22 protein-coding genes and 1 pseudogene are annotated in these 23,207 nt (G+C 43.8%); 18 read left to right on the plus strand and 5 right to left on the minus strand.

What is annotated here, in order from left to right:
* Positions 1-27: 27 nt before the first annotated feature.
* The 6 genes and pseudogenes from AAC853_RS08260 to AAC853_RS08285 all read left to right on the plus strand — a co-directional run bounded on the left by AAC853_RS08260 (position 28) and on the right by AAC853_RS08285 (position 4,834).
* A complete protein-coding gene (locus AAC853_RS08260) occupies positions 28-828 on the plus strand; it encodes a sulfite exporter TauE/SafE family protein (RefSeq protein ID WP_189758846.1) in 801 nt (266 codons plus the stop codon).
* A 21-nt stretch (positions 829-849) separates the two neighbouring features.
* Positions 850-1,401: an elongation factor P hydroxylase gene (locus AAC853_RS08265; RefSeq protein WP_340614241.1), complete on the plus strand. Its 552-nt coding sequence runs from the start codon at positions 850-852 to the stop codon at positions 1,399-1,401.
* A 21-nt stretch (positions 1,402-1,422) separates the two neighbouring features.
* A complete protein-coding gene (locus tag AAC853_RS08270) occupies positions 1,423-1,698 on the plus strand; it encodes a YfcL family protein (RefSeq protein ID WP_273558267.1) in 276 nt (91 codons plus the stop codon).
* A gap of 983 nt (positions 1,699-2,681) precedes the next feature.
* Positions 2,682-3,805: pseudogene (locus AAC853_RS08275) on the plus strand (ISAs1 family transposase).
* A gap of 67 nt (positions 3,806-3,872) precedes the next feature.
* Positions 3,873-4,295, plus strand: a complete 423-nt coding sequence (locus tag AAC853_RS08280) for a CCDC90 family protein (protein WP_340614242.1) — start codon at positions 3,873-3,875, stop codon at positions 4,293-4,295.
* On the plus strand, positions 4,292-4,834 hold the full coding sequence (locus AAC853_RS08285; protein ID WP_273558269.1) for a GNAT family N-acetyltransferase: 543 nt from the start codon (positions 4,292-4,294) through the stop codon (positions 4,832-4,834). The genes AAC853_RS08280 and AAC853_RS08285 overlap by 4 nt, the downstream gene beginning before the upstream one ends.
* A gap of 98 nt (positions 4,835-4,932) precedes the next feature.
* On the opposite strand, the gene mnmC is transcribed toward AAC853_RS08285, so the two are convergent.
* The gene (mnmC, locus tag AAC853_RS08290; protein WP_340614243.1) at positions 4,933-6,981 is read right to left on the minus strand and encodes a bifunctional tRNA (5-methylaminomethyl-2-thiouridine)(34)-methyltransferase MnmC2/FAD-dependent 5-carboxymethylaminomethyl-2-thiouridine(34) oxidoreductase MnmC1; all 2,049 of its coding nucleotides are present in this window, start codon (positions 6,979-6,981) and stop codon (positions 4,933-4,935) included.
* 204 nt (positions 6,982-7,185) lie between these two features.
* Between mnmC and fabB the strand changes: the two genes are divergently transcribed.
* Complete coding sequence (fabB, locus tag AAC853_RS08295; protein ID WP_189758850.1) at positions 7,186-8,400, plus strand: beta-ketoacyl-ACP synthase I; 1,215 nt, start codon at positions 7,186-7,188, stop codon at positions 8,398-8,400.
* Between the two features lie 131 nt (positions 8,401-8,531).
* Here the strand turns inward: fabB and AAC853_RS08300 are convergent, their stop codons facing one another.
* Genes AAC853_RS08300 through AAC853_RS08310 form a run of 3 tightly spaced genes read right to left on the minus strand, consistent with a single transcriptional unit; the run spans position 8,532 to position 11,470 of the window.
* Positions 8,532-10,040: a tripartite tricarboxylate transporter permease gene (locus AAC853_RS08300; protein WP_338804888.1), complete on the minus strand. Its 1,509-nt coding sequence runs from the start codon at positions 10,038-10,040 to the stop codon at positions 8,532-8,534.
* A gap of 10 nt (positions 10,041-10,050) precedes the next feature.
* Entirely contained in the window at positions 10,051-10,482 is a 432-nt protein-coding gene (locus AAC853_RS08305; protein ID WP_340614244.1) for a tripartite tricarboxylate transporter TctB family protein, read from the minus strand.
* A gap of 13 nt (positions 10,483-10,495) precedes the next feature.
* A complete protein-coding gene (locus AAC853_RS08310; RefSeq protein WP_340614245.1) occupies positions 10,496-11,470 on the minus strand; it encodes a Bug family tripartite tricarboxylate transporter substrate binding protein in 975 nt (324 codons plus the stop codon).
* 285 nt (positions 11,471-11,755) lie between these two features.
* Between AAC853_RS08310 and tctD the strand changes: the two genes are divergently transcribed.
* Together tctD and AAC853_RS08320 are read left to right on the plus strand one after the other, a co-directional pair.
* Positions 11,756-12,424, plus strand: a complete 669-nt coding sequence (gene tctD / locus AAC853_RS08315; RefSeq protein WP_340614246.1) for a transcriptional regulator TctD — start codon at positions 11,756-11,758, stop codon at positions 12,422-12,424.
* Positions 12,421-13,854 carry a sensor histidine kinase gene (locus AAC853_RS08320; RefSeq protein ID WP_340614247.1) on the plus strand — a complete coding sequence of 478 codons (1,434 nt, stop codon included), beginning with the start codon at positions 12,421-12,423 and terminating at the stop codon, positions 13,852-13,854. The genes tctD and AAC853_RS08320 overlap by 4 nt, the downstream gene beginning before the upstream one ends.
* Here the strand turns inward: AAC853_RS08320 and AAC853_RS08325 are convergent.
* Positions 13,807-14,706 (minus strand): DMT family transporter, encoded by a 900-nt coding sequence (locus AAC853_RS08325; protein WP_273558276.1) that lies wholly within the window; start codon positions 14,704-14,706, stop codon positions 13,807-13,809. The genes AAC853_RS08320 and AAC853_RS08325 overlap by 48 nt on opposite strands.
* A 131-nt stretch (positions 14,707-14,837) precedes the next feature.
* On the opposite strand from AAC853_RS08325, the gene AAC853_RS08330 reads away from it, so the two are divergent.
* The 9 genes from AAC853_RS08330 to cvpA all read left to right on the plus strand — a co-directional run bounded on the left by AAC853_RS08330 (position 14,838) and on the right by cvpA (position 23,186).
* Complete coding sequence (locus AAC853_RS08330) at positions 14,838-15,587, plus strand: AraC family transcriptional regulator (protein ID WP_340614248.1); 750 nt, start codon at positions 14,838-14,840, stop codon at positions 15,585-15,587.
* A gap of 157 nt (positions 15,588-15,744) precedes the next feature.
* Positions 15,745-16,872, plus strand: a complete 1,128-nt coding sequence (pdxB, locus tag AAC853_RS08335) for a 4-phosphoerythronate dehydrogenase PdxB (protein WP_340614249.1) — start codon at positions 15,745-15,747, stop codon at positions 16,870-16,872.
* 54 nt (positions 16,873-16,926) lie between these two features.
* Complete coding sequence (locus tag AAC853_RS08340; protein ID WP_338885016.1) at positions 16,927-17,937, plus strand: aspartate-semialdehyde dehydrogenase; 1,011 nt, start codon at positions 16,927-16,929, stop codon at positions 17,935-17,937.
* A complete protein-coding gene (gene truA, locus AAC853_RS08345) occupies positions 17,937-18,776 on the plus strand; it encodes a tRNA pseudouridine(38-40) synthase TruA (protein WP_338804896.1) in 840 nt (279 codons plus the stop codon). The genes AAC853_RS08340 and truA overlap by 1 nt, the downstream gene beginning before the upstream one ends.
* A gap of 46 nt (positions 18,777-18,822) precedes the next feature.
* The gene (locus tag AAC853_RS08350) at positions 18,823-19,521 is read left to right on the plus strand and encodes a DedA family protein (protein WP_189758861.1); all 699 of its coding nucleotides are present in this window, start codon (positions 18,823-18,825) and stop codon (positions 19,519-19,521) included.
* Between the two features lie 135 nt (positions 19,522-19,656).
* Positions 19,657-20,604 (plus strand): acetyl-CoA carboxylase, carboxyltransferase subunit beta, encoded by a 948-nt coding sequence (gene accD / locus AAC853_RS08355; RefSeq protein ID WP_340614250.1) that lies wholly within the window; start codon positions 19,657-19,659, stop codon positions 20,602-20,604.
* Positions 20,597-21,895 (plus strand): bifunctional tetrahydrofolate synthase/dihydrofolate synthase, encoded by a 1,299-nt coding sequence (gene folC / locus AAC853_RS08360; RefSeq protein WP_340614251.1) that lies wholly within the window; start codon positions 20,597-20,599, stop codon positions 21,893-21,895. The genes accD and folC overlap by 8 nt, the downstream gene beginning before the upstream one ends.
* Positions 21,885-22,556 (plus strand): cell division protein DedD, encoded by a 672-nt coding sequence (dedD, locus tag AAC853_RS08365; protein ID WP_340614252.1) that lies wholly within the window; start codon positions 21,885-21,887, stop codon positions 22,554-22,556. Before folC ends, dedD begins: the two co-directional genes overlap by 11 nt.
* Before the next feature lie 141 nt (positions 22,557-22,697).
* Positions 22,698-23,186, plus strand: coding sequence for a colicin V production protein (cvpA, locus tag AAC853_RS08370; protein ID WP_099132017.1), 489 nt, complete (start codon positions 22,698-22,700; stop codon positions 23,184-23,186).
* Positions 23,187-23,207: the final 21 nt, after the last annotated feature.

A 23,207-nucleotide genomic window follows, 5' to 3' on the forward strand; every position in this document is an offset into this window, starting at 1 on the left:
GCAAGCAGTTTTCTGGTGAAATGCATAATGGAATGGTCATTATTGGGGCCGGAAATTTACGGTCTCCTCTTTTTGGTTGCGTTGGTGGCGGGGTTTATCGATTCTATTGCAGGGGGCGGTGGATTATTGACCATTCCTGCGTTGCTATCGGTGGGGGTTTCTCCGGTCCAGGCATTGGCAACAAGTAAGTTACAGGCTATAGGTAGTTCTTTCTCTGCCAGCCTTTATTTTATCCGCCGTGGTGTAGTCGATTTGCGGTCCCAGCGTTTTGCTATCGTCATGACGATAATTGGTGCCATGTTGGGCGCGTTGTTGGTTCAATTTGTGTCACCGGATTTTCTGCGTTATTTATTGCCGGCATTAGTGATCATTATCGGCCTTTATTTCCTATTAGTACCGAGTATTGGTGCCGAAGATCGGCAACGTCGTCTTGGCCCAATTGCGTTTGGTTGTCTTGCCGGCTGTGGCATTGGTTTTTACGATGGCGTGTTTGGGCCAGGAACGGGATCGTTTTTCGCACTCTCTTATGTCATGCTTTGTGGTTACAATCTGGCGAAAGCGACGGCTCATGCCAAAGTACTGAACTTTGCATCTAACATCGGAGCCTTGGGATTCTTTGTGCTTGGTGGGCAGATCTTATGGCTGGCGGGCGTTGTGATGCTGGTAGGGCAAATAATCGGTGCGCGATTAGGGGCGAGTTTGGTGTTGAGCAAAGGGAAGAAACTCATCCGTCCGCTGTTAGTGACAATTTCCTTCTTAATGAGCATCAAACTTCTTTATGATCAGCACGGAGATACAGTCCGCTCTTGGCTGGCATTTTATTTTTGATTTAGGATCTGGCATTAATACATGACCGCACATCATTATCAACAACTGATTGAAATTTTTGATAATTGCTTTAGTAATGACTACAACACTCGTCTGATAAAAGGTGACGATGAGCCAATTTATCTGCCTGCAGATGATGAAATGGACTTTAACCGGATAGTGTTCGCCCACGGATTTTATGCCAGTGGATTACATGAAATTTCTCATTGGTGTATTGCGGGTGAAGAGCGTCGCAAACTGATCGATTTTGGTTACTGGTACTGCCCTGATGGGCGTGACGCTCAAACTCAGGAAGCGTTTGAAAAGGTAGAGATTAAGCCACAATCGCTGGAGTGGTTATTCTGTGTAGCTGCGGGATTTCCCTTTAATGTCAGTTGTGACAACCTTGAAGGTGATTTTGAGCCGGATCGGCTTGTTTTTCAGCGGAAAGTGCATGTACAAGTCATGCAATACCTTGAAAATGGGATACCTGCACGAGCTGCACGCTTTATTCAAGGTCTGCAATCGTTCTACAATACGCCTCCACTAAAAGCAGAGCATTTTCCTTATCCGGAAGATCGCTTTGCTAATTAATTTGATGTTGAGGAAAAAATAATGCTCGCAGAGTTTGAAACACGCATTCTGGCGCAAATTGATGATATGGTTGAACAGGCCAGTGATGATGAATTATTTGCTGGTGGTTACCTCCGCGGGCATCTGACATTAGCTGTTGCTGAATTAGAGCAAGAAGGTGCAAATACGGTTGAACAGCTTCATCAGCGTGTTGAAGAAAGCATCCACAAAGCGATTAAAGTGGGAGAACTGACTCCACCAGATCAAGTTTTGGTTTTGGCGACCTGGCAAAAACTGCTGGATGGTGCGAAAGAGTAATTCTTTAATATACGCATTAAACTTCAAGTTGCAACACGATATGAAATCACACGCATCTTGAAGTTAGATGGATATATAAAAATAACTTTATTTAGGGCTATTCAGATAGCCCTTTATTTTTGCTCGGACTGAGTAATCCCCTATCTTCAACGACAAAAAAATGCGTAGTGCATCTCAATAATGAGAATAAATGGTGATAATGAAATCTTTATTGAGTTTTTTATAGTAAATATAAAGTAGAGTTATCTGACGGTTAAATTTGTCCAAAATATAGCTTTAAGCACTCCTTGCTGGAACAATGTTGTTATATACCCACCGCCTTTCAAGATGCATTTTATATCCCCTCGCTACGCGGGGAGATATAAATAATAGCATTGATTTTCAAGCTGAAACTTGAGGTTGGATTGGTATATTAAAATAATTAGGGTGTTAATATATTGAATTAAATTAAATATAAATGATGTCTAAAATAATGACATTCTATTTATTACCTTAATCTAAGAGGATTTTTTTATGTCACGTTAAAATGATGTATAAATATGTTAGATTTTAACGAGTATGAATATAATTATTTATCATTGCTTTTAAATAATCATGTTATTAATGGAACGACTGATGATTAAAATAAATAATGATGCTAAGCTTTTGGTCATGACACACAGGGAAATAAAGAGGTTTTTACTTAACTAACTCACTGATTTAAGAGGATTTATAAGTTAAAAGTCAATAAGGGCTAAGATTAAAAAACAAATAAATTCCTCTTGGTAAGTCAAAACTAGAAAAGGATATTTCAGGAGATAGTGACATGAAACTAGGAAGAAACTTTATTCAAAGTGGTGACAGAGAGTATGCTGAAAATAACAAAGCACTTTTATTACCTGAACCTATCAGGGTGAGAGCGTGAATTTTTTGTTAACAAAATTTAGGGTTGACGGATAAGAAAAAACATCATCTCATCCTTCTTTTTTTAGGAAGTATTCTACATGAGCATCGATGCCTTTTCTCAATATTTCAGTACGTTAACAGACCCTCGCCAGTCGTCTAAGATCAGTTATCCTTTGTTTGATATCCTTTTTCTGGCAATTACATCCATCATCGCCGGCGCGGAAGGATGGGAAGATATTGAAGATTTCGGCGAAACGTATCTGGACTGGTATCAAAAAAAATCACTTTTCCCGAATGGAATACCGGGACATGATTCTATCGCTCGACTTATTTCTCGTCTCAATCCTGTTGAGTTTCAGCACTGTTTTATCCAGTGGGTTCAAGGGATTAATGAACGTTCTGAAGGGGAAATTATCGCCATTGACGGGAAAACATTGCGGGGAACTTATCACGGCAAGGATCGGCAGTCGATGTAAGTGCGTTTGCCACCCAGAATGGCGTTGTGATGGGGCAATTGAAGACAGACAAAAAGTCCAATGAAATCACTGCGATCCCTAAATTACTCCGTTTGCTGGATATCAAAGGCTGCCTGATAACGATTGATGCGATGGGATGTCAAACGAAGATTGCGGAACAAATTGTGCAGCAAGAAGGTGACTATCTTCTGGCGGTGAAAGGCAATCAGGAAACGCTGTATCACGCCGTCAAGAAGGCGTTGTCTGCGCAAGTCTCAGCAGTGAGTCATGCCGAAAATATCACGATAGAACAAGGGCATGGTCGTATAGAAGCGCGTGAATATCATGTATTGTCTGCACAAGCGTTATCTCAACCATTTCCTGAATGGAAAAACTTAAAAAGCATCGGCGTAGCAATCGGGTATCGAATTAATAATAAAGGAAAAGAGTCGCTCGATTATCGTTATTACATCAGTTCAGCGGAGCTAAACACGGATAAATTTGCGACCGCTGTCAGGAGCCATTGGGGGATCGAAACACGATTACATTGGGTTCTTGATGTCACTATGGGAGAAGATGCTTGCCTTATCCATCGGGGAGAATCGGCTGAAATATTGGGATGTATGCGTCATATCAGTGTCAATATGTTGCGGGCAGAAACAACCAAAAAAGCGAGTATTCGCCGAAAACAACGGCTTGCGAGCATGGATATTAACTATCTGGACAAGGTATTAGTCGCAGGATTTACGGTGTTGGGCAAGAAGTGAGCATTCACGCTCTTGCCCTGCTGAACCTATAAATTATGACGTATTAAGATTTGCTGAGAAAAAATCGATGAATATAACATTGGAAAAAAGAGTTGAGAATCTGGAATCAGACGTTGCTCAAATCAAAATGGATGTTGCTGTTATAAAATCAAACTATGCAACAAAAACGGATGTTGAAATGGTTAGTTCACTGATTTACAAGGAGATATCATCTGTGCGTAGTGATATGTCCTCGCTGAGAAGTGAAATAGCTTCTATACGTAATGACGTATCGATCTTGCAGAAGGATATGATAGCTGTACGTGGTGAGATATCTTCTATACGAGGTGATATCTCATCTATACGAGGTGATATCTCATCTATACATCAGAAAATATCAACTCTAAATGAGGAGCTATCCAACAAAATAGTTGCTCAAACCAAATGGATGGTCACCATGATGTTTGGTTTTTCTGGTGTCATTATTGCAACAATGAGGTTTATGATTTGAACACAAGGTCTTCTATTCGCTTAACACAAAAATCAGATGTAAGCCAATTACCCGCAATAGAACGTTCTGCTGCGAAATTGTTTAGGTTTATACCCGAGCTGGCTTGGATAGCCGATGGTCATGTGCAAACGGAGCAGCAACATTTGGACTATATTGCGCAAGGCAATAGCTGGGTTGCCCTTAATGAAGATGCTCTGCCTGTTGGCTTTATTTTAGCTAAGCCGTTAGATGATGGCTTACATATTATGGAGCTTTCAGTGCATGAAAATTGGCAGAGAAAAGGTATTGGAAAAGCATTGATTGAAAAAGTTATTCAGGTTGCTGAACAGCGCCATCTTAACGCTGTGACATTGACAACTTTTCGTTATGTTAACTGGAATGCACCCTTCTATCATAAATTGGGGTTTGAGATCTTAGAGTCACAGCAACTTTCTGAGTCATTACAGCAAATACGACAAAGTGAAATCGATTATGGATTTGCTGAAGAACAACGTTGTGCAATGAGACGTTTGCTTACTGTGACGACTATACCTAAGTAACTTACTGAATTTGAAAATGATATCGATTTGGGGAATAAAAATCTTGGGATTTACACCAGACATAATTTTCCCATGTCTGGTGCACAACATAAACTACTTTAAGGTTTTTCTGTTCTTACCGCTTTGCCACGTAATAGCTTTCTCACCCAAAAGCGATTTGGGTGTAAAGCCGCTAATGTTTCGTCATCAAGTGGGAGAGGTTCCCCGAAAATTTGGCTAGCCAATAATTCTGCGCTTAAAGGAGCAGAACATAATCCACGTGAACCTAACACACCAAGAACAAATAAATCTGGATAACAAGGAGATTCTTCAATCATCTTATTCGTGTTTATTTGCAGAGATAAATTTGCATATTTATCCATAAGCTCATTGAAAGCAGGAACATTCCCGATCATTGGCATATGATCCCGGATGACACATCGGATACCCTGACGAGACTTCTCTTCTGAAATGTCAATTTCCTGTGGCCAATCAACATCAGGGAAACATTTTAATAAACGATCTCGGTTTTCTTGTTGCTCGATAGACGAATACCGTGTATCCAACTGGTTGCGTTGATAACTGGCACCGATACAGTGATATTGGTTATTAGGATTAACGGGAGTCATGTAGCCATCGTAGCACAGTACGCTTTTCAATTGGCTCAGGCTATCTGTGGTTGGAATATGGCTAACCTGACCGCGAACAGCGGTTACAGGGAGTTTTTTAGTCTGTTCAAATTGTGGCAGACAGTGGCCATTGGCAATAATGACAACTTTGTGAGCCTTGCATTGCAGGTTTTCCTTATGTTCAAGCTGCAATTGCCAGCCGTTTTCACCCTGGATAAGCTGAATTACTTTATGATTAAAATAAACCTGCATTCCGCGTTGTTCAGCCAGTTTAATCACCGCTTGAGTGAGTTGAGCAGGGGATAACCATCCTCCCTGTGGGTAGTGAATGCCAGCATAATTTACATCTATTCCACTGACATGGCTTAATTGGTTGCGGTTCATACCAAGCGCAATGTCTTCTGGCCATGCTGTCCGTAGCATTTTGCTGATTTTATTTGCGCTTTTTTCATCATAAGCTAATTGGCTGACACCACACCATTGATGGTCAAACGATACATTTTCGTCAATTAATTGATCGTACTGACGGCGGGCAAAAGTAAATGCTGATGTAAAGAAACGTTCTAACGGATCACTATTACCATTCAATAGGGGATAAATGGCTCCTTGTTGATTGCCGGATGCATTTTGGGCAGGTTGTTCATCCTGGCAATATAGTGTGACTTTGGCGCCACGGCGCAATAGGGCAAGTGCGGTTAATGCACTGGCAATACCTCCACCGATGATGGCAATATCATCGGTACAGGTAGCGGCTTTGCGAGAAAACCAGGGTGCATAAGGTAAGTGAAGTGGGTCACTTGATGGAGATAAGGTGCCAGTTAGCATCTCTCTTTTACGCCCAAAGCCTTTAACCTTAGTGACATTAAAGCCTGCTGCCTGCAATCCTCGGCGGACTGTTCCGGCGGAAGTAAAGGTCGCAAAAGTTCCTTCAGGACGACAAAATTTGGCCATTGCAGCGAACAGCTGTTCACTCCACATTTGTGGATTTTTTGCTGGTGCAAAACCATCTAAAAACCAGGCATCAATTTTCCCTGTCAGGCTTGAACTTATTTTCGGTAATAGATCATTTACATCGCCAAACCAAAGATCCAGGGTAATAGCGCCATTATCCAGGATTAATCTATGGCAGCCTGCCAGTGGTAAGGGCCATTGTTGGCATAATTGCTCAGAAAACGTTTTCAGTTCTGGCCAACGTTGGTGTGCTGTTTTCAGGTCAATGGGTTTTAATGGGTATTTTTCAAAACTGATGTAATGTAGCCGTTTTAATACAGCTTCAGGATATTGTTGTCTAAAATGAGAGAAAGATTGACAAAGTGTCAGGAAATTCAATCCAGTACCGAATCCAGTTTCTGCAATAACACACTCTGGACGGGAATGTGTATTAAAACGTTGAGGAAAATGATTGCCTTTCAAAAATACATATAATGTTTCTTCCAAGCCATCTTGATTTGAAAAATAAACATCATCAAACTGCTCTGAAATGGGGGTGCCTTGCTCATTCCAGCTTAGGGTTGCGTTGCTGATAGCGCTGCTTTTCACAATAATGCCTGTACTGTTGATAACAATAATAGGTGGATTTTAACGGTCTTCGTTTAGTTGCACCACCCATGGTAAAGTTTCAAAGTTGAGTCAAGATCAATTTTTCCTTGAATTTTTAACCTGATCGGACTTGTTCGGCGTACAAGTGTAAGCTAAAGTGCAGGTGAATAAATCCCGCAGGTAAACATATTGATGAGGTAAGTAATGAAACGTGCAGTGATCACCGGTCTGGGTATTGTTTCCAGTATTGGTAATAACCAGAAAGAGGTGCTGGAATCTCTGAAAGAGGGCCGTTCCGGGATAACTTTCTCAGAAAAATTTAAAGAAATAGGCATGCGCAGCCATGTTTGGGGGAATGTAAAACTGGATACTTCTGGTTTGATTGACCGCAAAACTTTACGTTTCATGAGTGACGCATCTATTTATGCTTATCTGGCAATGGATGAGGCAATTAAAGATTCAGGCCTGTCCGATGAACAAGTTTCTAATCTTCGTACTGGATTGGTTGTCGGTTCAGGAGGAGGCTCTCCTTATAACCAAGTTGCAGGTTCAGATGGTATGCGTGCCCGTGGGTTGCGTGGCGTTGGCCCTTATATGGTCACACGGGCAATGGCTTCTGGCGTATCAGCGTGTTTGGCAACACCGTTTAAGATCAAGGGCGTCAACTACTCCATCAGTTCTGCCTGTTCAACCTCTGCACATTGCATCGGTCATGCCGTTGAATTAATCCAACTCGGTAAGCAAGATATTATTTTTGCCGGTGGTGGTGAAGAATTAAGCTGGGAAATGGCTTGTGAGTTTGATGCAATGGGAGCACTTTCCACTAAATATAATGAAACACCAGAACAAGCCTCCCGTACTTATGATCAAAACCGTGATGGTTTCGTGATCGCGGGTGGTGGCGGTATTGTTGTTGTTGAAGAGTTAGAGCACGCATTAGCCCGTGGTGCACATATTTATGCTGAAATTATCGGTTATGGGGCAAATTCAGATGGTGCAGATATGGTCGCCCCTTCTGGAGAAGGCGCTGTGCGTTGTATGAAAATGGCATTAGACGGTGTTGAAGGGGGAATCGATTACATCAATACCCACGGAACTTCGACACCAGTTGGCGACTTGAAAGAACTGGAAGCTATTAGAGAAGTTTTTGGTGACAACACACCTGCCATTTCCGCGACTAAAGCGATGACAGGGCATTCATTGGGTGCAGCGGGTGCCCATGAAGCGATTTATAGTTTGTTGATGTTAGAGCATGGCATTATTGCACCAAGCATTAATATTGAAAACCTGGATGAAAAAGCACAGGGCATGAATATTATTACTGAACCTACCAAACGCGAGCTAAGGACAGTGATGTCCAATAGCTTCGGGTTTGGTGGTACAAATGCATCCCTGGTGATGCGCAAGTATTCAAACTAATTTTTAAAGTAATAAAAAACTTATACGCATTAAACTTCAAGTTGCAATTTACAACACGATATGGAACCACACGCATCTTGAAGTTAGATGGGTATAGCCAATCTATTGATTATGTGGATTGGCTATTTTTATTAAAGCGCCGTGATTTTATTGCGGCGTTTATTAATGATGCGCAGAATTGGCGGAATAACAATGACCAATACCGCCAGAATCAGCAAAACTTGTGTGATAGTACTACTCCATAAGATCTCAAAATCTCCATTGCTGATTGAGAGTGCCCGTCGTAGGTTTTGTTCCAGCATTTCGCCTAAGACGAAACCTAAAATCAGTGGTGACATTGGGAAATTCATTTTTCGCAGTATATAACCAAAAACGCCTAACCCGACCATTAACATCAGATCAAAAGTGGTACTGTGGATGGCATATACGCCTACTGCGGAAACGATAGCTATTGCAGGAACCAAAAACCACATTGGGATACTGAGCATACGGGTAAATAAGCCAATCATTGGGATGTTCATGATCAGTAACAAAATATTAGCGATCAACAAAGCAGCAATAAGCCCCCAGACGATATCAGGTTGTTCGGTGAACATGGTAGGACCTGGGGTGATGTTGTAGAGTGTCAAAGCACCCAGCATCACAGCAGTTGTACCTGAGCCGGGTACACCGAGAGTCAGCATAGGGATAAATGAACCACAAGCTGATGCGTTATTCGCGGCCTCTGGTGCAGCTACACCGCGGATATCACCTTTGCCAAATGAATCACTGTTACCGCTGATCCGCTTTTCTGTCATGTAGGTTATTGCACTGGCGATTGTCGCCCCTGCACCAGGTAATATTCCCACAAAAAAGCCAATGACTGAGGAGCGTAAAGTTGGTCCTACACACGTTGCGGCTTCTTTTCTATTGAATAACAAGCGTCCTGTCTGGCTAATGACTTTTTGCCCCGCAGAAGTACTCTCCAGCATCAATAAAATTTCGCTGACTGAAAATAGGCCAATAACGACAACAATGAATTGAATACCATCGGAGAGGTGCACGTTATCAAAGGTGAAACGGTAAACGCCGGTGTTGGCATCTACGCCCACGGTTGCCAAGGCTAAACCGATTAAGGCGGCAAGGAGTGATTTGATAGGATTTTGGCTCATCATACTGCCGAGGCAAGCAATGGCAAATACCATGAGTGCAAAGTATTCAGCCGGCCCGAAAGCTAAAGACCACTGTGCCAAAAGTGGAGCAAATAAAATGATACCCGTGATAGCCAAAAGTGAGCCACAAAACGAACTAACGGCAGAGATAGAGAGTGCAACACCTGCTCGCCCCTGTTTTGCCATCGGGTAGCCATCAAGCGTTGTCATAATGGCAGCGGCATCTCCCGGTACATTCAGTAAGATTGAAGAGATACGGCCGCCATACTCACAACCAATGTAGACAGTTGCCAATAAGATCAGGGCAGATTCAGCAGGTAATTTTAACGCAAAAGCCAAAGGCAGCAGAATAGCTACCCCATTTATAGGACCAAGACCGGGCAGTAACCCAACGACAGTACCGATAAAACAGCCTATCAATGCAATGACCAAGTTTTTGGGTACTAATGCGACTTCAAAACCATGGCTCAGATATATCCAAGTATCCATTGTTGTCTCCTTAGCTGAGCCAACTGCCGACGGGCAGAGTGACTTCTAACAGACGATCAAAAGCAAAAAAGAGTGAACTACCGAGAACTAAACCGGAAATAATTGCAGCAAGGAGTGTGGCGTTAAAGAGTCGTGCCACACAGATAGTCAATAACGTAGTTGCGAGTGGAAAACCCAACCACTCAAATGACCATGCATAAATGGTTAGTGTGGCAATCAATAAAACTAAGCGACGTAACACTTGTGATGTCGGCCAGTAAACAGGATCAGGTTTTTTTAACAGCAATAGTAAAGCACAGAGTGCCATTAATGAAATAATAACAATTGGAAATGGGCGGGGGCCTAGAGGTTCATAGCTATATTCACTATGGATACCCCATCCAACGACCAACCCTATTCCACATAGCAGCAGCCATACAATAGCAAAGATACGATCGCTCATGATGCTATCCCTGTTATTTTGCTAAACCAAAGGATTTGGCCATTTCATGGTATTGAATAACTTGTTTTTTCACATAGTCATCCAGCTCTTTACCTGCCATATTGAATTCAAATAATCCGCGTAGTTCACGTTGTTTTTTGAATTCATCAGTTTGTTGGAGATTTTTAAAGGTATCTACCCACCATTGATATTGCTCATCAGAAACTTTTGGCCCCATATAAAAACCGCGAATAATTGGCCAAATAAGGTTATAACCTTGTTCTTTTGCTGTTGGAATTATTGCCAGATCGCCATCTAAGCGTTTATCGGCATAAACAGCCAGTATGCGAATTTTATCGCCATTGAGATAAGGTAAGGTTTCACTTAAATCACCGGATACAACTTGGATATGATTACCCAACAGGGCGGTGATAGGTTCACCACCACCTTCAAACGCGACATAGCGCATTTTGCGGGGATCGACACCAACCTCTTTTGCCAGTAATGCGGTTTTCATCCAGTCTTGACTACCGATGGAAGCACCTGCGCCAAACACAATACTATCGGGCGCTTTTTTAAACGCCTCCATCAAATCTGTCAGCGTTTTGTAGGGAGAATCCTTGCGCACCGCAATCATGCCATAATCTGTACCGACACTGGCGAGCCAGCGTACGTCATTGACGTTGTAGCGACCAAATTTGCCTTGTGCAAGATTCAATAAGGAACCGCCGGAAAAGGCGACGATAGTGCCGGCTTCCGCAGGCCGTTGAGCAATAATGGCGTTATAGGCAACTGCGCCGACACCGCCGGGCATAAATGTCACCCGCATGGGAGAATCGATAGTTTTAGTTTCTAATAGTGAAATTTGGATGAGTTTGCAAGTTAAATCAAAACCTCCACCAGGTTTGGCGGGGGCAATACATTCGGTTCTATTGGGAGCAGAAGTTGCAAAAGCGCAGGCGCAAATAAACAGGCTTACAGTGGCTACTAATGTTTTAAAAGTTTTCATTTTTATTCCTCACATAGCACCAGTAAAGGATATGAATGACAAATTTCTGATGCCTGTTTATTTATAGAAACGAAACCTTTCAATTACCTTTCATTAACAAAAAAAGTTGTCTGGATGTGACCTCAATCGCTTAATTTGCGTAGTGTTTTACATAATCATGTTAAATGTTTGTTTGAATTCATGTTTTTTTGTTAACCCCTAAGCAATTGCTCAATCTTAATATTGCAATTATGTGATATCTCCGCTTTATTTCTCTGGTTAATTTTTAACAATAGGTATTATTCAATGCGGCTCTTATTAGTTGAAGATCACCCAGAATTATCACATTGGTTACAGAAAGCATTGAATAATGCTGGGTTTGTGGTTGATCTGGCGGAAGATGGTATCGTGGCAGATCAGCTTTTGCAGACTGAAAATTATGCTTTGTTGATTCTGGATGTGGCTTTACCTAGATTGGATGGTTTGTCTCTGTTATCGCGGTTACGTAAGCGTGGTCAAAACTTACCCGTGTTGTTATTGACTGCTAAAACAGAAGTTACGGATCGTGTGAAAGGATTGAATTCCGGTGCCGATGATTATTTAACCAAGCCTTTTGATTTTCAAGAACTGGAAGCCCGTATTCGTGCGTTGTTGCGTCGTAGTTCAGCTATACCACAAGAGGCACAGAAATTTGGTTCATTAATTTATGAAGGCGAAGGGTATTTTGTGCTGAACAATGTACCGTTGGCATTGACTCCCAGAGAATTGTCTGTGTTAACAACATTATTTCATCGTCGAGGGCGTCCGGTTTCTAAACAGCAGCTGTTTGAGCAGGTGTTTTCCCTATCGGATGAGGCTAATCCACAAAGCATAGAGCTGTATGTTCATCGGTTACGAAAAAAATTACTCAACAGTGATGTAGAGATCAAGACATTGCGTGGGTTGGGATATCGGTTGGAGCAGCTGACACAATGAAGTATCTGAAAATACCGCGATCGTTATTCCACCAGTTATTGCTGTTCCTGGGCGTTCCTTTGCTATTACTGGGCTGTGCTTCTGTTTATAGCCAGTATGCCAGCGTGAGAAATGCAGCAATGTTGGCTTATGACAGGACACTGCTTGCATCAGCAAGAACCGTTGCTGAACGCCTGACTGTTCGGGACCAGAACTTAATCGTTGACGTACCTTATGTTGTCTTGGACAGTTTCGAGCGCAATACGAATGATCGTCTGTACTACCAGGTTATCTCACCGCAAGGCAAGACGATTTCCGGTTATGATGATCTTCCTCAAATACCGCAGAACGTCCAACGTTCACCCTTATATACGGCATTGGCTTATTTTTATGATGCGGAATATCAGGGGAAGCCTATACGTGTAGTGGGATTGTATCAACCCATCAATGAAGGTAACGTCATGGGGATGGCGTTGATATTGGTGGCGGAAACGGTGACCTCCCGCCAAGATATGACTCACCAATTACTGCTGTCTTCGCTTGTTAATCAAGGTGCTGTCGTATTATTGGCATTATTCCTTGCTTACATCTTACTCAAACTCCTGCTTAAACCGCTGCGGAAACTTTCAGGCATGATGAGCCTGCGTTCTGCTAATGATCTAACGCCATTACCGAATATTTTACCGTGGTCCGAACTTGCTCCCTTACTGCAATCGCTTAACCGCTATATTGGACGGTTGGCATTAATGGTTGGACGCCAAGAACGATTTAGTGCGGATGCTTCTCATCAATTAAGAACGCCTTTAGCAGTATTGAAAACACAGGTTGCAGTAGCACGTGGCAACCAGGATCTTGAACAGAGGGATAGCATACTGACAGCAATTGATAAGGGTTTAGATAATATGATCGTGCTGACTGATCGCCTGCTGCAACTTTCACAACTTAGAGTGCATGAAAAAGAGGCAATACAAAATTATCAGCCGGTCAATATCGTGGCGCTGTTGCAACAAGTTTGCTTTTCCCGTTTACAGCAAGCAGAAAGTAAAAACATTGACTTAGGCTACGAAGGGGAAGAGGCTGCCTGGATCAGGGGAGATCCGCTATTGTTAGCAGAAATGTGCGCTAACTTGCTGGACAATGCTATCAAATATACCCCGCAAATGGGCGTGGTAACAGGAAGGGTGAGTATAATGCCAGATAAAAAACACGCTTGCCTTGAGATCGATGATTCAGGTTCGGGGATCGCTCAAGAAGATATTCACCAATCGCTAATGGCATTTAACCGTTTAGACAACGCTGCTGGGCTGGAGGGGACGGGATTAGGGCTGACTATTGTTAAAGAAATTTGCCAGTATCACAATGCCGCTCTCCAGCTTTTACCCAGTGAGGTGTTGGGTGGGTTATTAGTGAGAATTATAATCAGGCTTTCTGCGCGTGAGCGGGATACGTAACTGTTGCGCGAGTATCACACCGGCCAAAACAACACCTCCCCCAATTAAATGGTAACTGTGCATTTCTTCATGGAGAGCTACAATAGCAATAATGGCAGTAAATACGGGCGCCAGATTCATAAAAATTGCAGTCATGTTTGCGCCAATGCGGGTGACACCTTGTATCCACAAATAGGGAGCAATAATGGAGGCAGGAATACCAGCAAACAGAACAAGGGAAATATTATCGGTCGTTAACTGGATATCATCTGCCATCATAAAATTGGGCAAAAGCAATAAAACGCCAAACCCAATTTGGGCATAGAGTGATTGCCAGTTGGCTAATGGAATTGCCCAACGTTTGGTTAAAACTCCATACAAGGCATAAGAAGCGGCGGCAATAAACATCATCACTTCTCCAATACCCAAACCCTGTTGCAATAGGGAAGCGGGTTCCCCTTTGCTGACCAGCCATACAAGCCCAAACAGAGAGAGTACAGTGCCGAGAGTGATACCAACAGTGGGGGTAACCCGTAAGGCAAAGATACTGATAATGACAGTTAACAGGGGGATTAATGAAGTGAAAATCCCGATGATTGTCGCGCTGACGGTGTGGGCTGCATAATATGCCAGGCTTTGGTTAAGCACCATACCCAGAGAACCCAAAATCAAGAGCTTCCACCAATATTGAGCAATGATTTTCCGCTGTTGTAGGACTGGCAATAAGAGAAAAGGCGTCAGAACCAAAAAGGCAATAAACCATCGGTAAAAAGAAATTGCAGCAGGTTCAATATGAGTGGCAGCAGCTTTGCTGACAACGGCGTTGATTGACCAGATCAGCACAGCGACAAGGGGGAATAATAAGTTCTTCATTGAATTGGATTATTTAGGTAAGTAGTTTGTCTGTTTAGTTTAGCAATGACCGATTTATTATATATATTGATAATCAGACAACAGATGTGGCTATTAAGACAAGATATTTACCCTTGGAGACAAATCAAGTTATGTTTCAGCCAATTATGCCAGATATCCTCTCTTTTCGTGATGAAACATTGAATGCTGATACTGAATGTCGGTTACATACACATCCTTTCGGTCAATTAATTTATGTCGTTTGTGGCGTCATGGAAACGCAGGTGGGAAAGCAGCGTTTTCTTGCTCCACCAGAGTTTTGTATCTGGATACCGAAAAATATCGCCCATTCAAGTTATAACCGGAAGGCGATGCGATTTTGGATCATTGACATTTCCCCCCAATGGACGGAGACCTTGCCGCAACAACCTTGCCTTATCCGTTTGAGTGGTATCTTCAATGCCATTATGGTGGATTTTTTTCAACGAAAGATCCGGCAGTTGGAAACAGAAAAAGATCGGCGGCTGGCACAGATATTGATTGATCAGTTGGAGTTGTCACCAAGTCAGTGTACCTATTTGCCTTCCTCAAAAGATAAGTTGCTCGCTCCCGTATTACAGATGTTGGAACGCAATCCGGCGGATAATACCTCTTTAGCGGAGTGGGCTAAAAAGCGGTATACCTCAGAGAGAACTTTATCGCGGCGTTGTAAGCAAGAATTGGGCATGTCATTTAGTGAATGGCGGCAACGGTTGCGTTTTCTCCATGCCATCTCTTTATTGGAACAGGGGAAAAGTATTCACGAAATCGCGTTTGATGTGGGTTATAGCTCATCATCGGTTTTTATCGCCATGTTTCAACAGATTGCGGGCACAACACCAGAACGTTTCAGAAAAGGCTGAAAGCCTATACCAATCGTCTTTCAAGATGCGTCTTAATATCTTTCCGCGTCGCGGGGAGAAATCATACGCATCTTGAAGTTAGATTGGTATATAGGTTTTATACAGATAAAATGGCAGAATAATGGATCACGCCCATTTAAGCCATTGGATGAGAAAAGTGAAAATCTTAGTTGATGAAAATATGCCTTATGCTGAACAACTCTTCCAGCAATTAGGTGAAGTGCAGGCAATTCCAGGGCGCCCAGTGCCCGAGGGAATTTTGGAACATGCTGATGCCTTTATGGTTCGATCTGTCACTAAAGTCAATGAATCTTTGTTGCAGGGCAGTTCGGTGAAATTTGTCGGGACGGCCACGGCGGGAATGGATCATATTGATCAGCAATGGTTATCTCAGGCAGGGATTGGTTTTTCCGCCGCGCCTGGGTGTAACGCGATTGCCGTGGTTGAGTATGTCTTCTCGGCATTGATGCTATTGGCTGAGCGCGATCAATTTCAGCTTAAAGACAAGACTGTCGGTATTGTCGGTGTTGGTAATGTCGGAGGACGTTTAGCTGATCGACTGACGGCCTTGGGCGTGAAGACCTTACTGTGCGATCCGCCCCGCGCAGATCGTGGTGATGAAGGGGCGTTTTGGCCTTTAGAAAAATTGGTGCAAGAAGCGGATATTCTAACTTTCCATACCCCCCTTAATCGCTCTGGCCCATACCAGACGTATCATTTGGCTGATGCAGCATTACTCTCTGCATTACCGGACAACCGTATTTTGATTAATGCCAGCCGTGGTGAGGTGGTTGATAATCAAGCGTTACTTTCCGCACTGCAAAATGGAAAAAGGTTACGCACAGTGTTTGATGTTTGGGAAGTAGAGCCTAACCTTTCTCTACCCCTGCTAGCGTTGGTTGATATTGCGACCCCACATATTGCCGGTTATACCCTGGAAGGCAAAGCACGGGGGACAACTCAGGTTTTTGAGGCTTATTGTGAATTTCTGGGGCAACCGCGCAAGACGGAATTGGCTGATCTGTTGCCAACACCCGATTTCAGTCAGGTCACCGTGCGAGGAGAGGTGACACAAAGTGTCCTCAAGCGTTTGATGCATTTAGTGTATGATGTGCGCCGTGATGATGCACCCTTACGTCAGGTTGCGGATCAGGAGGGCGCTTTTGATCGATTACGCAAATACTATCCAGATCGTCGGGAATGGTCTTCACTGACCGTGCATTGTGACTCAGAAGAGAGTGCTCAATTACTGTCCAGACTTGGATTTAATGCAAAAGTGATTTAATACAGGCAGGAATCCCTGTCTGTCAGCAAAATAAGAGAAGTGGAGAAAACCAACATGTCAGAAGGTTGGAATATTGCGCTTTTGGGTGCAACGGGCGCAGTAGGTGAAGCGATATTGGCGTTATTACAGGAACGTCAATTTCCGGTTGGTGAACTGCATCTTCTTGCCAGTGAACAAAGTGTTGGAAAGATCCAGCGTTTTAACGGAAAAAATATCACGGTTCGTGATGCGGCAGAGTTTGACTGGTCACAGGTACAACTTGCTTTTTTTGCTGCAACGATGGAAACAACAGCACAATATATTGAAAAAGCAACAGAGTCTGGTTGTCTGGTGATCGATAGCAGCGGTTTGTTTGCCGCGGAGCCAGATGTGCCTCTGGTTGTTCCTGGCGTTAACCCTTATGCATTGGCAGAATATCGTAACCGTAACATCATTGCTGTGGCAGATAGCTCAACTAGCCAGGTTCTGACTGCCATCAAGCCATTGATCGATACGGCTGGCATTGCCCGTTTACATTTGACCAATATCTTGCCAGTTTCTGTTTATGGCAAAGCCGCTATTGATGAACTGGCAGGGCAGAGTGCTCGTTTATTAAATGGCATTCCACCGGATGAGGGTCGTTTCAGCAAACAATTGGCTTTCAATTTGCTGCCTTTGTTGCCTGATGCTGAAGGTGTAGTGCGCGAAGAGCGCCGGATTGTCGATCAAATTCGCAAAGTATTACAGGATGAAGGATTGCCGGTTTCGGTAAGTTGTGTCCAATCTTCTGTTTTCTATGGCATTGCCCAAATGGTGAATTTGGAAACGTTGCGTCCGGTTGGCATAGAAGAAGCCCGTAGTGAATTTGAACGCCTTGACGATATTCAGGTTTCAGAAGAGGGGGATTACCCGACTCAGGTAACGGATGCTTCGGGCAGTGATAGTTTGAGCATAGGTTGTCTGCGTAACGATTACGGAATGCCTGAGATGCTGCAATTCTGGTCAGTTGCCGATAATATTCGTTTCGGTGGCGCTTTGATGGCGGTTGAAATCGCTGAAAAGCTGATGCAGGAGCAATTTTACTGATGTCTGATACAGAGCTGAGTCAGTCTGTGCCAGAAGCAAAAAAAGTAAAAATTGCACTGGGGATTGAATATGACGGCAGTCGATATTATGGTTGGCAGCGTCAGCAAGAAGTGAAAAGCGTACAGGAATGCCTGGAAAAAGCCCTGTCGAAAGTTGCGAATGAGCCGATTTCAGTTTTTTGTGCAGGTAGAACGGATGCAGGGGTACACGCGACCGGCCAGGTCGTGCATTTTGAAACCTCGTCCCAACGTAAAGATGCCGCATGGACAATGGGGGTAAATACCCATTTACCTGCGGATATTGCAGTACGTTGGGTTAAAACGGTGGATGATGAATTCCATGCCCGTTTCAGTGCAACTGCTCGCCGTTATCGCTATGTGATTTTTAACCATCGTTATCGTCCAGCGGTATTGGCGCACGGTGTCACGCATTTTCATTATCCATTGGATGAGAAAAAAATGCATGAAGCGGCACAGAGCTTGTTGGGAGAAAATGACTTTACTTCTTTCCGGGCAGTACAGTGCCAATCCAATTCACCGTGGCGCAATATGATGCATATTAACGTTAGTCGGCATGGGCATTATATTGTCGTGGACATTAAGGCGAATGCGTTTGTGCATCATATGGTACGTAATATCGTTGGCAGCTTGCTGGAGATTGGTTGCGGTAACCAGGATATTGGCTGGATGGCTGAATTATTGGCGCTGAAAGACAGGACAAAAGCGGCAGCCACTGCCAAGGCTGAAGGCTTATATTTAGTTGCTGTGGATTATCCTGAACGTTTTGGTTTACCTGAACCCGTCATGGGGCCACTATTTCTGGCAAATCATTTAATCTGACATTTTCGAATAGTGACAGGGATGTTTGGTCATAACGAGGAATATTATGGAGTTTTTAACTCATTTTGTTGATTTTGCGAAATTCATTGTCGATTTTATTTTACACATTGATGCTCATTTAGCTGAATTAGTTGCCAGTTATGGTGATTGGGTTTATGGCATCCTATTTCTGATTATATTTTGTGAAACAGGTCTGGTGGTCACGCCATTTTTGCCAGGGGATTCCTTGCTGTTTGTGGCTGGCGCACTATCTGCATTAGATTCTAATGATCTGAATGTGCACGTCATGGTCGCTTTGATGATTACAGCCGCGATTATTGGTGATGCTATCAACTATACCATTGGCAGAATTTTTGGTGAGAAATTATTTACCAATCCCAATTCAAAGATTTTTCGCCGCAGTTATTTAGATAAAACCCATGAGTTTTATGAAAAACATGGTGGAAAAGCAATAATTTTGGCTCGGTTTGTGCCAATTGTGAGAACGTTTGCACCGTTTGTTGCAGGAATGGGGAAAATGTCTTACCGCCATTTTGCTGCTTATAATGTCATCGGTGCATTTATCTGGGTGCTATTATTCACTTATGCCGGTTATTTATTTGGTGATATGCCAGTTATACAGCAAAATCTGAAATTATTGATTGTTGCTATTATTTTTATCTCTATTTTGCCTGGCATCATAGAAATTTGGCGTCATCGTCGCGCTGCATCGAAAAAAGCAGCAAGCAGTGCAGTAGATAGATAAAAAATAGAAGATAGATGAATTGATAACCGTAAACAGGTTTGAGCAGTTTTTTATCCACACTGCAATGGCATTGTGGTTTAATGGCACGTAAAACAATAGCTGGCAGCAGCCAGATTCAGACGGAAAGGTTCATTAATGAGCTGGATTGAAAAGATTCTAAACAAAAGCAAAATCATACAAACTCGTAAGGCCAGTATACCCGAAGGAGTTTGGACAAAATGCGACAGTTGCAGTCAGGTACTTTATCGTGCTGAATTAGAGCGTAACCTTGAAGTGTGTCCAAAATGTGACCACCATATGCGTATTTCAGCCCGTAAGAGATTGCATTCATTTTTGGATGAAGGCACTGGCACAGAATTAGGCAGTGAGCTGGAACCCAAAGATGTCCTGAAATTCCGCGATATTAAAAAATATAAAGATCGCTTAGTGGCAGCCCAGAAGCAGACGCAAGAAAAAGATGCACTCATCGTTATGAAGGGTAAGCTGTATGATATGCCAGTTGTGGCGGGTGCCTTTGAATTCAATTTCATGGGTGGCTCAATGGGCTCTGTGGTTGGCGCTCGTTTTGTGCGCGCTGTCGAACAGGCTCTGGAAGATAACTGTCCATTTATCTGTTTTGCTTCCAGTGGCGGAGCGCGTATGCAGGAAGCGTTGATGTCACTGATGCAGATGGCAAAAACCAGTGCAGCGCTGGCAAGAATGCAACACCGTGGTTTGCCTTATATCTGTGTGTTGACCAACCCAACAATGGGTGGGGTAACGGCGAGTATGGGAATGCTGGGTGATATCAATATCGCTGAGCCTAAAGCATTGATTGGCTTTGCGGGGCCTCGTGTCATCGAGCAGACTGTGCGGGAAAAATTGCCGGAAGGTTTCCAACGTAGTGAGTTCCTGCTGGAGAAGGGGGCGGTTGATATGATCGTGCGTCGTCCAGATATGCGCGATAAAGTTGCCAGCCTGCTTGCTATGTTGACCCACAAACCTCATCCAGGCACAAAAGCAGAGCCAGTAGAAGCAATCGTTGTTGATTCTGCTGATGTCGAAGCGGATATAAACATCAATCCTAATAAAGAAGATGTCTGATATTTCACAAATTCCTCAAGCCACGTCGCCACTGATGACGTGGCTTTCCTATCTGGGAAACCTGCACACCAAAGCCATTGATATGGGGCTTGCACGTGTGGGTAAACTGGGGCGTCAGTTAGGCTTATTGACTCCGGCTCCAAAAGTTATCACGGTATCAGGTACTAATGGCAAGGGAACCACTTGCCATACCCTGGAATCCATTTTTCTGGCCGCAGGGCTTAAAGTCGGCGTGTACAGTTCCCCGCATTTAGTCCGCTACACCGAAAGGGTGCGTATTCAGGGCAAGGAACCCGCGGAACAAGATTTCTGCCGTGTATTTGCAGCGATTGAAGCCCAGCGTGGTGACATCTCATTAACCTATTTTGAATATGGGACGTTGGCCGCATTACAACTTTTCAAAGAAGCGGATCTTGATGTCGTGATTTTGGAAGTTGGGCTGGGTGGACGTTTGGATGCCACTAATATCGTTGATGCCGATATTGCCGCAATCACCAGTATTGCACTGGATCATACGGATTGGTTGGGTGCAGATCGCGAACACATTGGCCGTGAAAAAGCGGGCATTTTCCGCCGTGGGCATTTTGCAGTAGTGGGTGAACCTGATATGCCTCACTCAATTGCTGAAGTTGCGGAAGAATTAGGCGCTAAGCTCTTTCGTCGTGGTGTTGACTGGTATTTCTCACAGCGTGAAGATAGCTGGAACTGGCGAAGCGATAAGCAACAATTCAACGAGTTACCTTTGCCTAATTTGCCGTTAGCAAATGCTGCAACTGCAATGGGGGTGATCCACTGCTTATTGCAGCAGGATGACAAAGTCAGCCGGGCCATTGATGAACAAGCAATCCGTGCAGGGCTAAGAAATGCGCAATTACCGGGGCGTTTCCAAATCATCAGGGAAAATCCGCTGGTTATTTTGGATGTGGCTCATAATCCACATGCTGCGGGCTATCTAGTGCAAAAACTGGCAGAATTGCCTCGTTCACCAGACAGCAAGATCCGTGGCGTGGTTGGCATGTTGGGAGATAAGGATATAGCGGGTACACTTACTTGTCTTTCTCAGCAAATTGATGAGTGGTATTGCGCATCGTTGCATGAACTGAGGGGAGCAGAAGCTGACGAATTGTCTGGGCATCTTGTACAGGCGCGGACATTCCCCGAAGTAAAAACAGCCTGGCAGCAGGCAGTGAAAGATGCGTCGGTGCAAGATATTATCGTGGTTTGTGGCTCTTTCCACACTGTCGCACATGTCATGGAAGCACTGGAGGAGGGCAAGGAAAGTGGCCAGTAAATTCCAAAATCGCTTGGTTGGTACGATTGTTCTTGTTGCATTGGGCGTCATTGTCCTGCCTATGATTTTTGATGGTGATAAGAAATACAATGAAAATCAATTTGCGGCGATCCCTTTGGTGCCAAAGCCTGGTGATGAAGAAGATATTGACTCGATCCCACCATTGACACAAAACATGCCTTCTACACCGCCTGAAGGTGCTGCACAAGCAATGCAATCACAGGAGCAAGAGCCAGATATCGAGATGCTGTCTCGGCCATCGCCTGCAGAGCCAACAACAGCACCTCCTGTCACTGTCACGCCAGAGCCTAAAAAAGTGGAGTCATCTCCTCAAGAGAAAGCGGGAACTAAACCTGAACCTCGCGTTGAAAGCAAGCCAGAAACTAAACCTAAACCGGAGCCAACAGAGCAAGCCCCCCAGGCAGCGGCATATGTTGTTCAGCTTGGCGCATTAAAAAACGCGGATAAAGTTGACGAGATAGTGGCAAGGTTGCGTCTTTCTGGGCACCAGGTATATACAGTGCCTTCTTCTCCGGTACAGGGGCAGTTAACCCGAATTTATGTAGGACCGAATGCATCAAGGCAGGTACTGGAATCTATTTTGCCCGAATTAAAGGAACTTACGGGATTACAAGGGCAGATCAAAAATTATAAGCCATAATCTGATTGGCACAGCAAATGCTGTTTGTTTACCTGTCGAAAATTATTTTCAGTAGAGTGGTGAATCTACTACGCAAACGTTTTCGTTTTCTGTTAGAATGCGCCCGACCTGAGTGTCGGGAGCCTGTTTTTGGATTAAAATATGGTCTGGATTGATTATACGATCATTGCCATCATTGGTTTCTCGGCACTGGTTAGCTTGATTCGTGGTTTTGTTCGCGAAGCGCTTTCCCTGATAACGTGGGGCTGTGCTTTCTTTGTTGCAAGCCACTTCTATACTTATTTGGCGGCTTATTTTACCCGCCTTGAGGATGAACTGGTGCGCAATGGGGTAGCGATTGCTATCTTATTTATTGCAACACTGATTGTTGGCGCAGTAGTAAACTATGTCATTGGTTCACTTGTTCAGCGAACGGGCCTGTCAGGCACTGATCGGGTTTTGGGGATCTGCTTTGGCGCCTTGCGTGGTGTCTTGGTGGTGTCTGCCATTTTGTTTATTGCGGACTCTTTCACGCCACTGCCCAAAAGTCAGGATTGGCAACAATCACAACTGATCCCACAGTTTAGTCAAATTATCAGGTGGTTTTTTGACTACTTACAAAGTGCGTCGAGTTTCTTGCCGGAGAGATAACGCTCTCCGCTTGGCTGATGA

It is taken from the genome of Xenorhabdus thailandensis (assembly GCF_037996785.1).
Lineage (GTDB): Bacteria > Pseudomonadota > Gammaproteobacteria > Enterobacterales > Enterobacteriaceae > Xenorhabdus > Xenorhabdus griffiniae.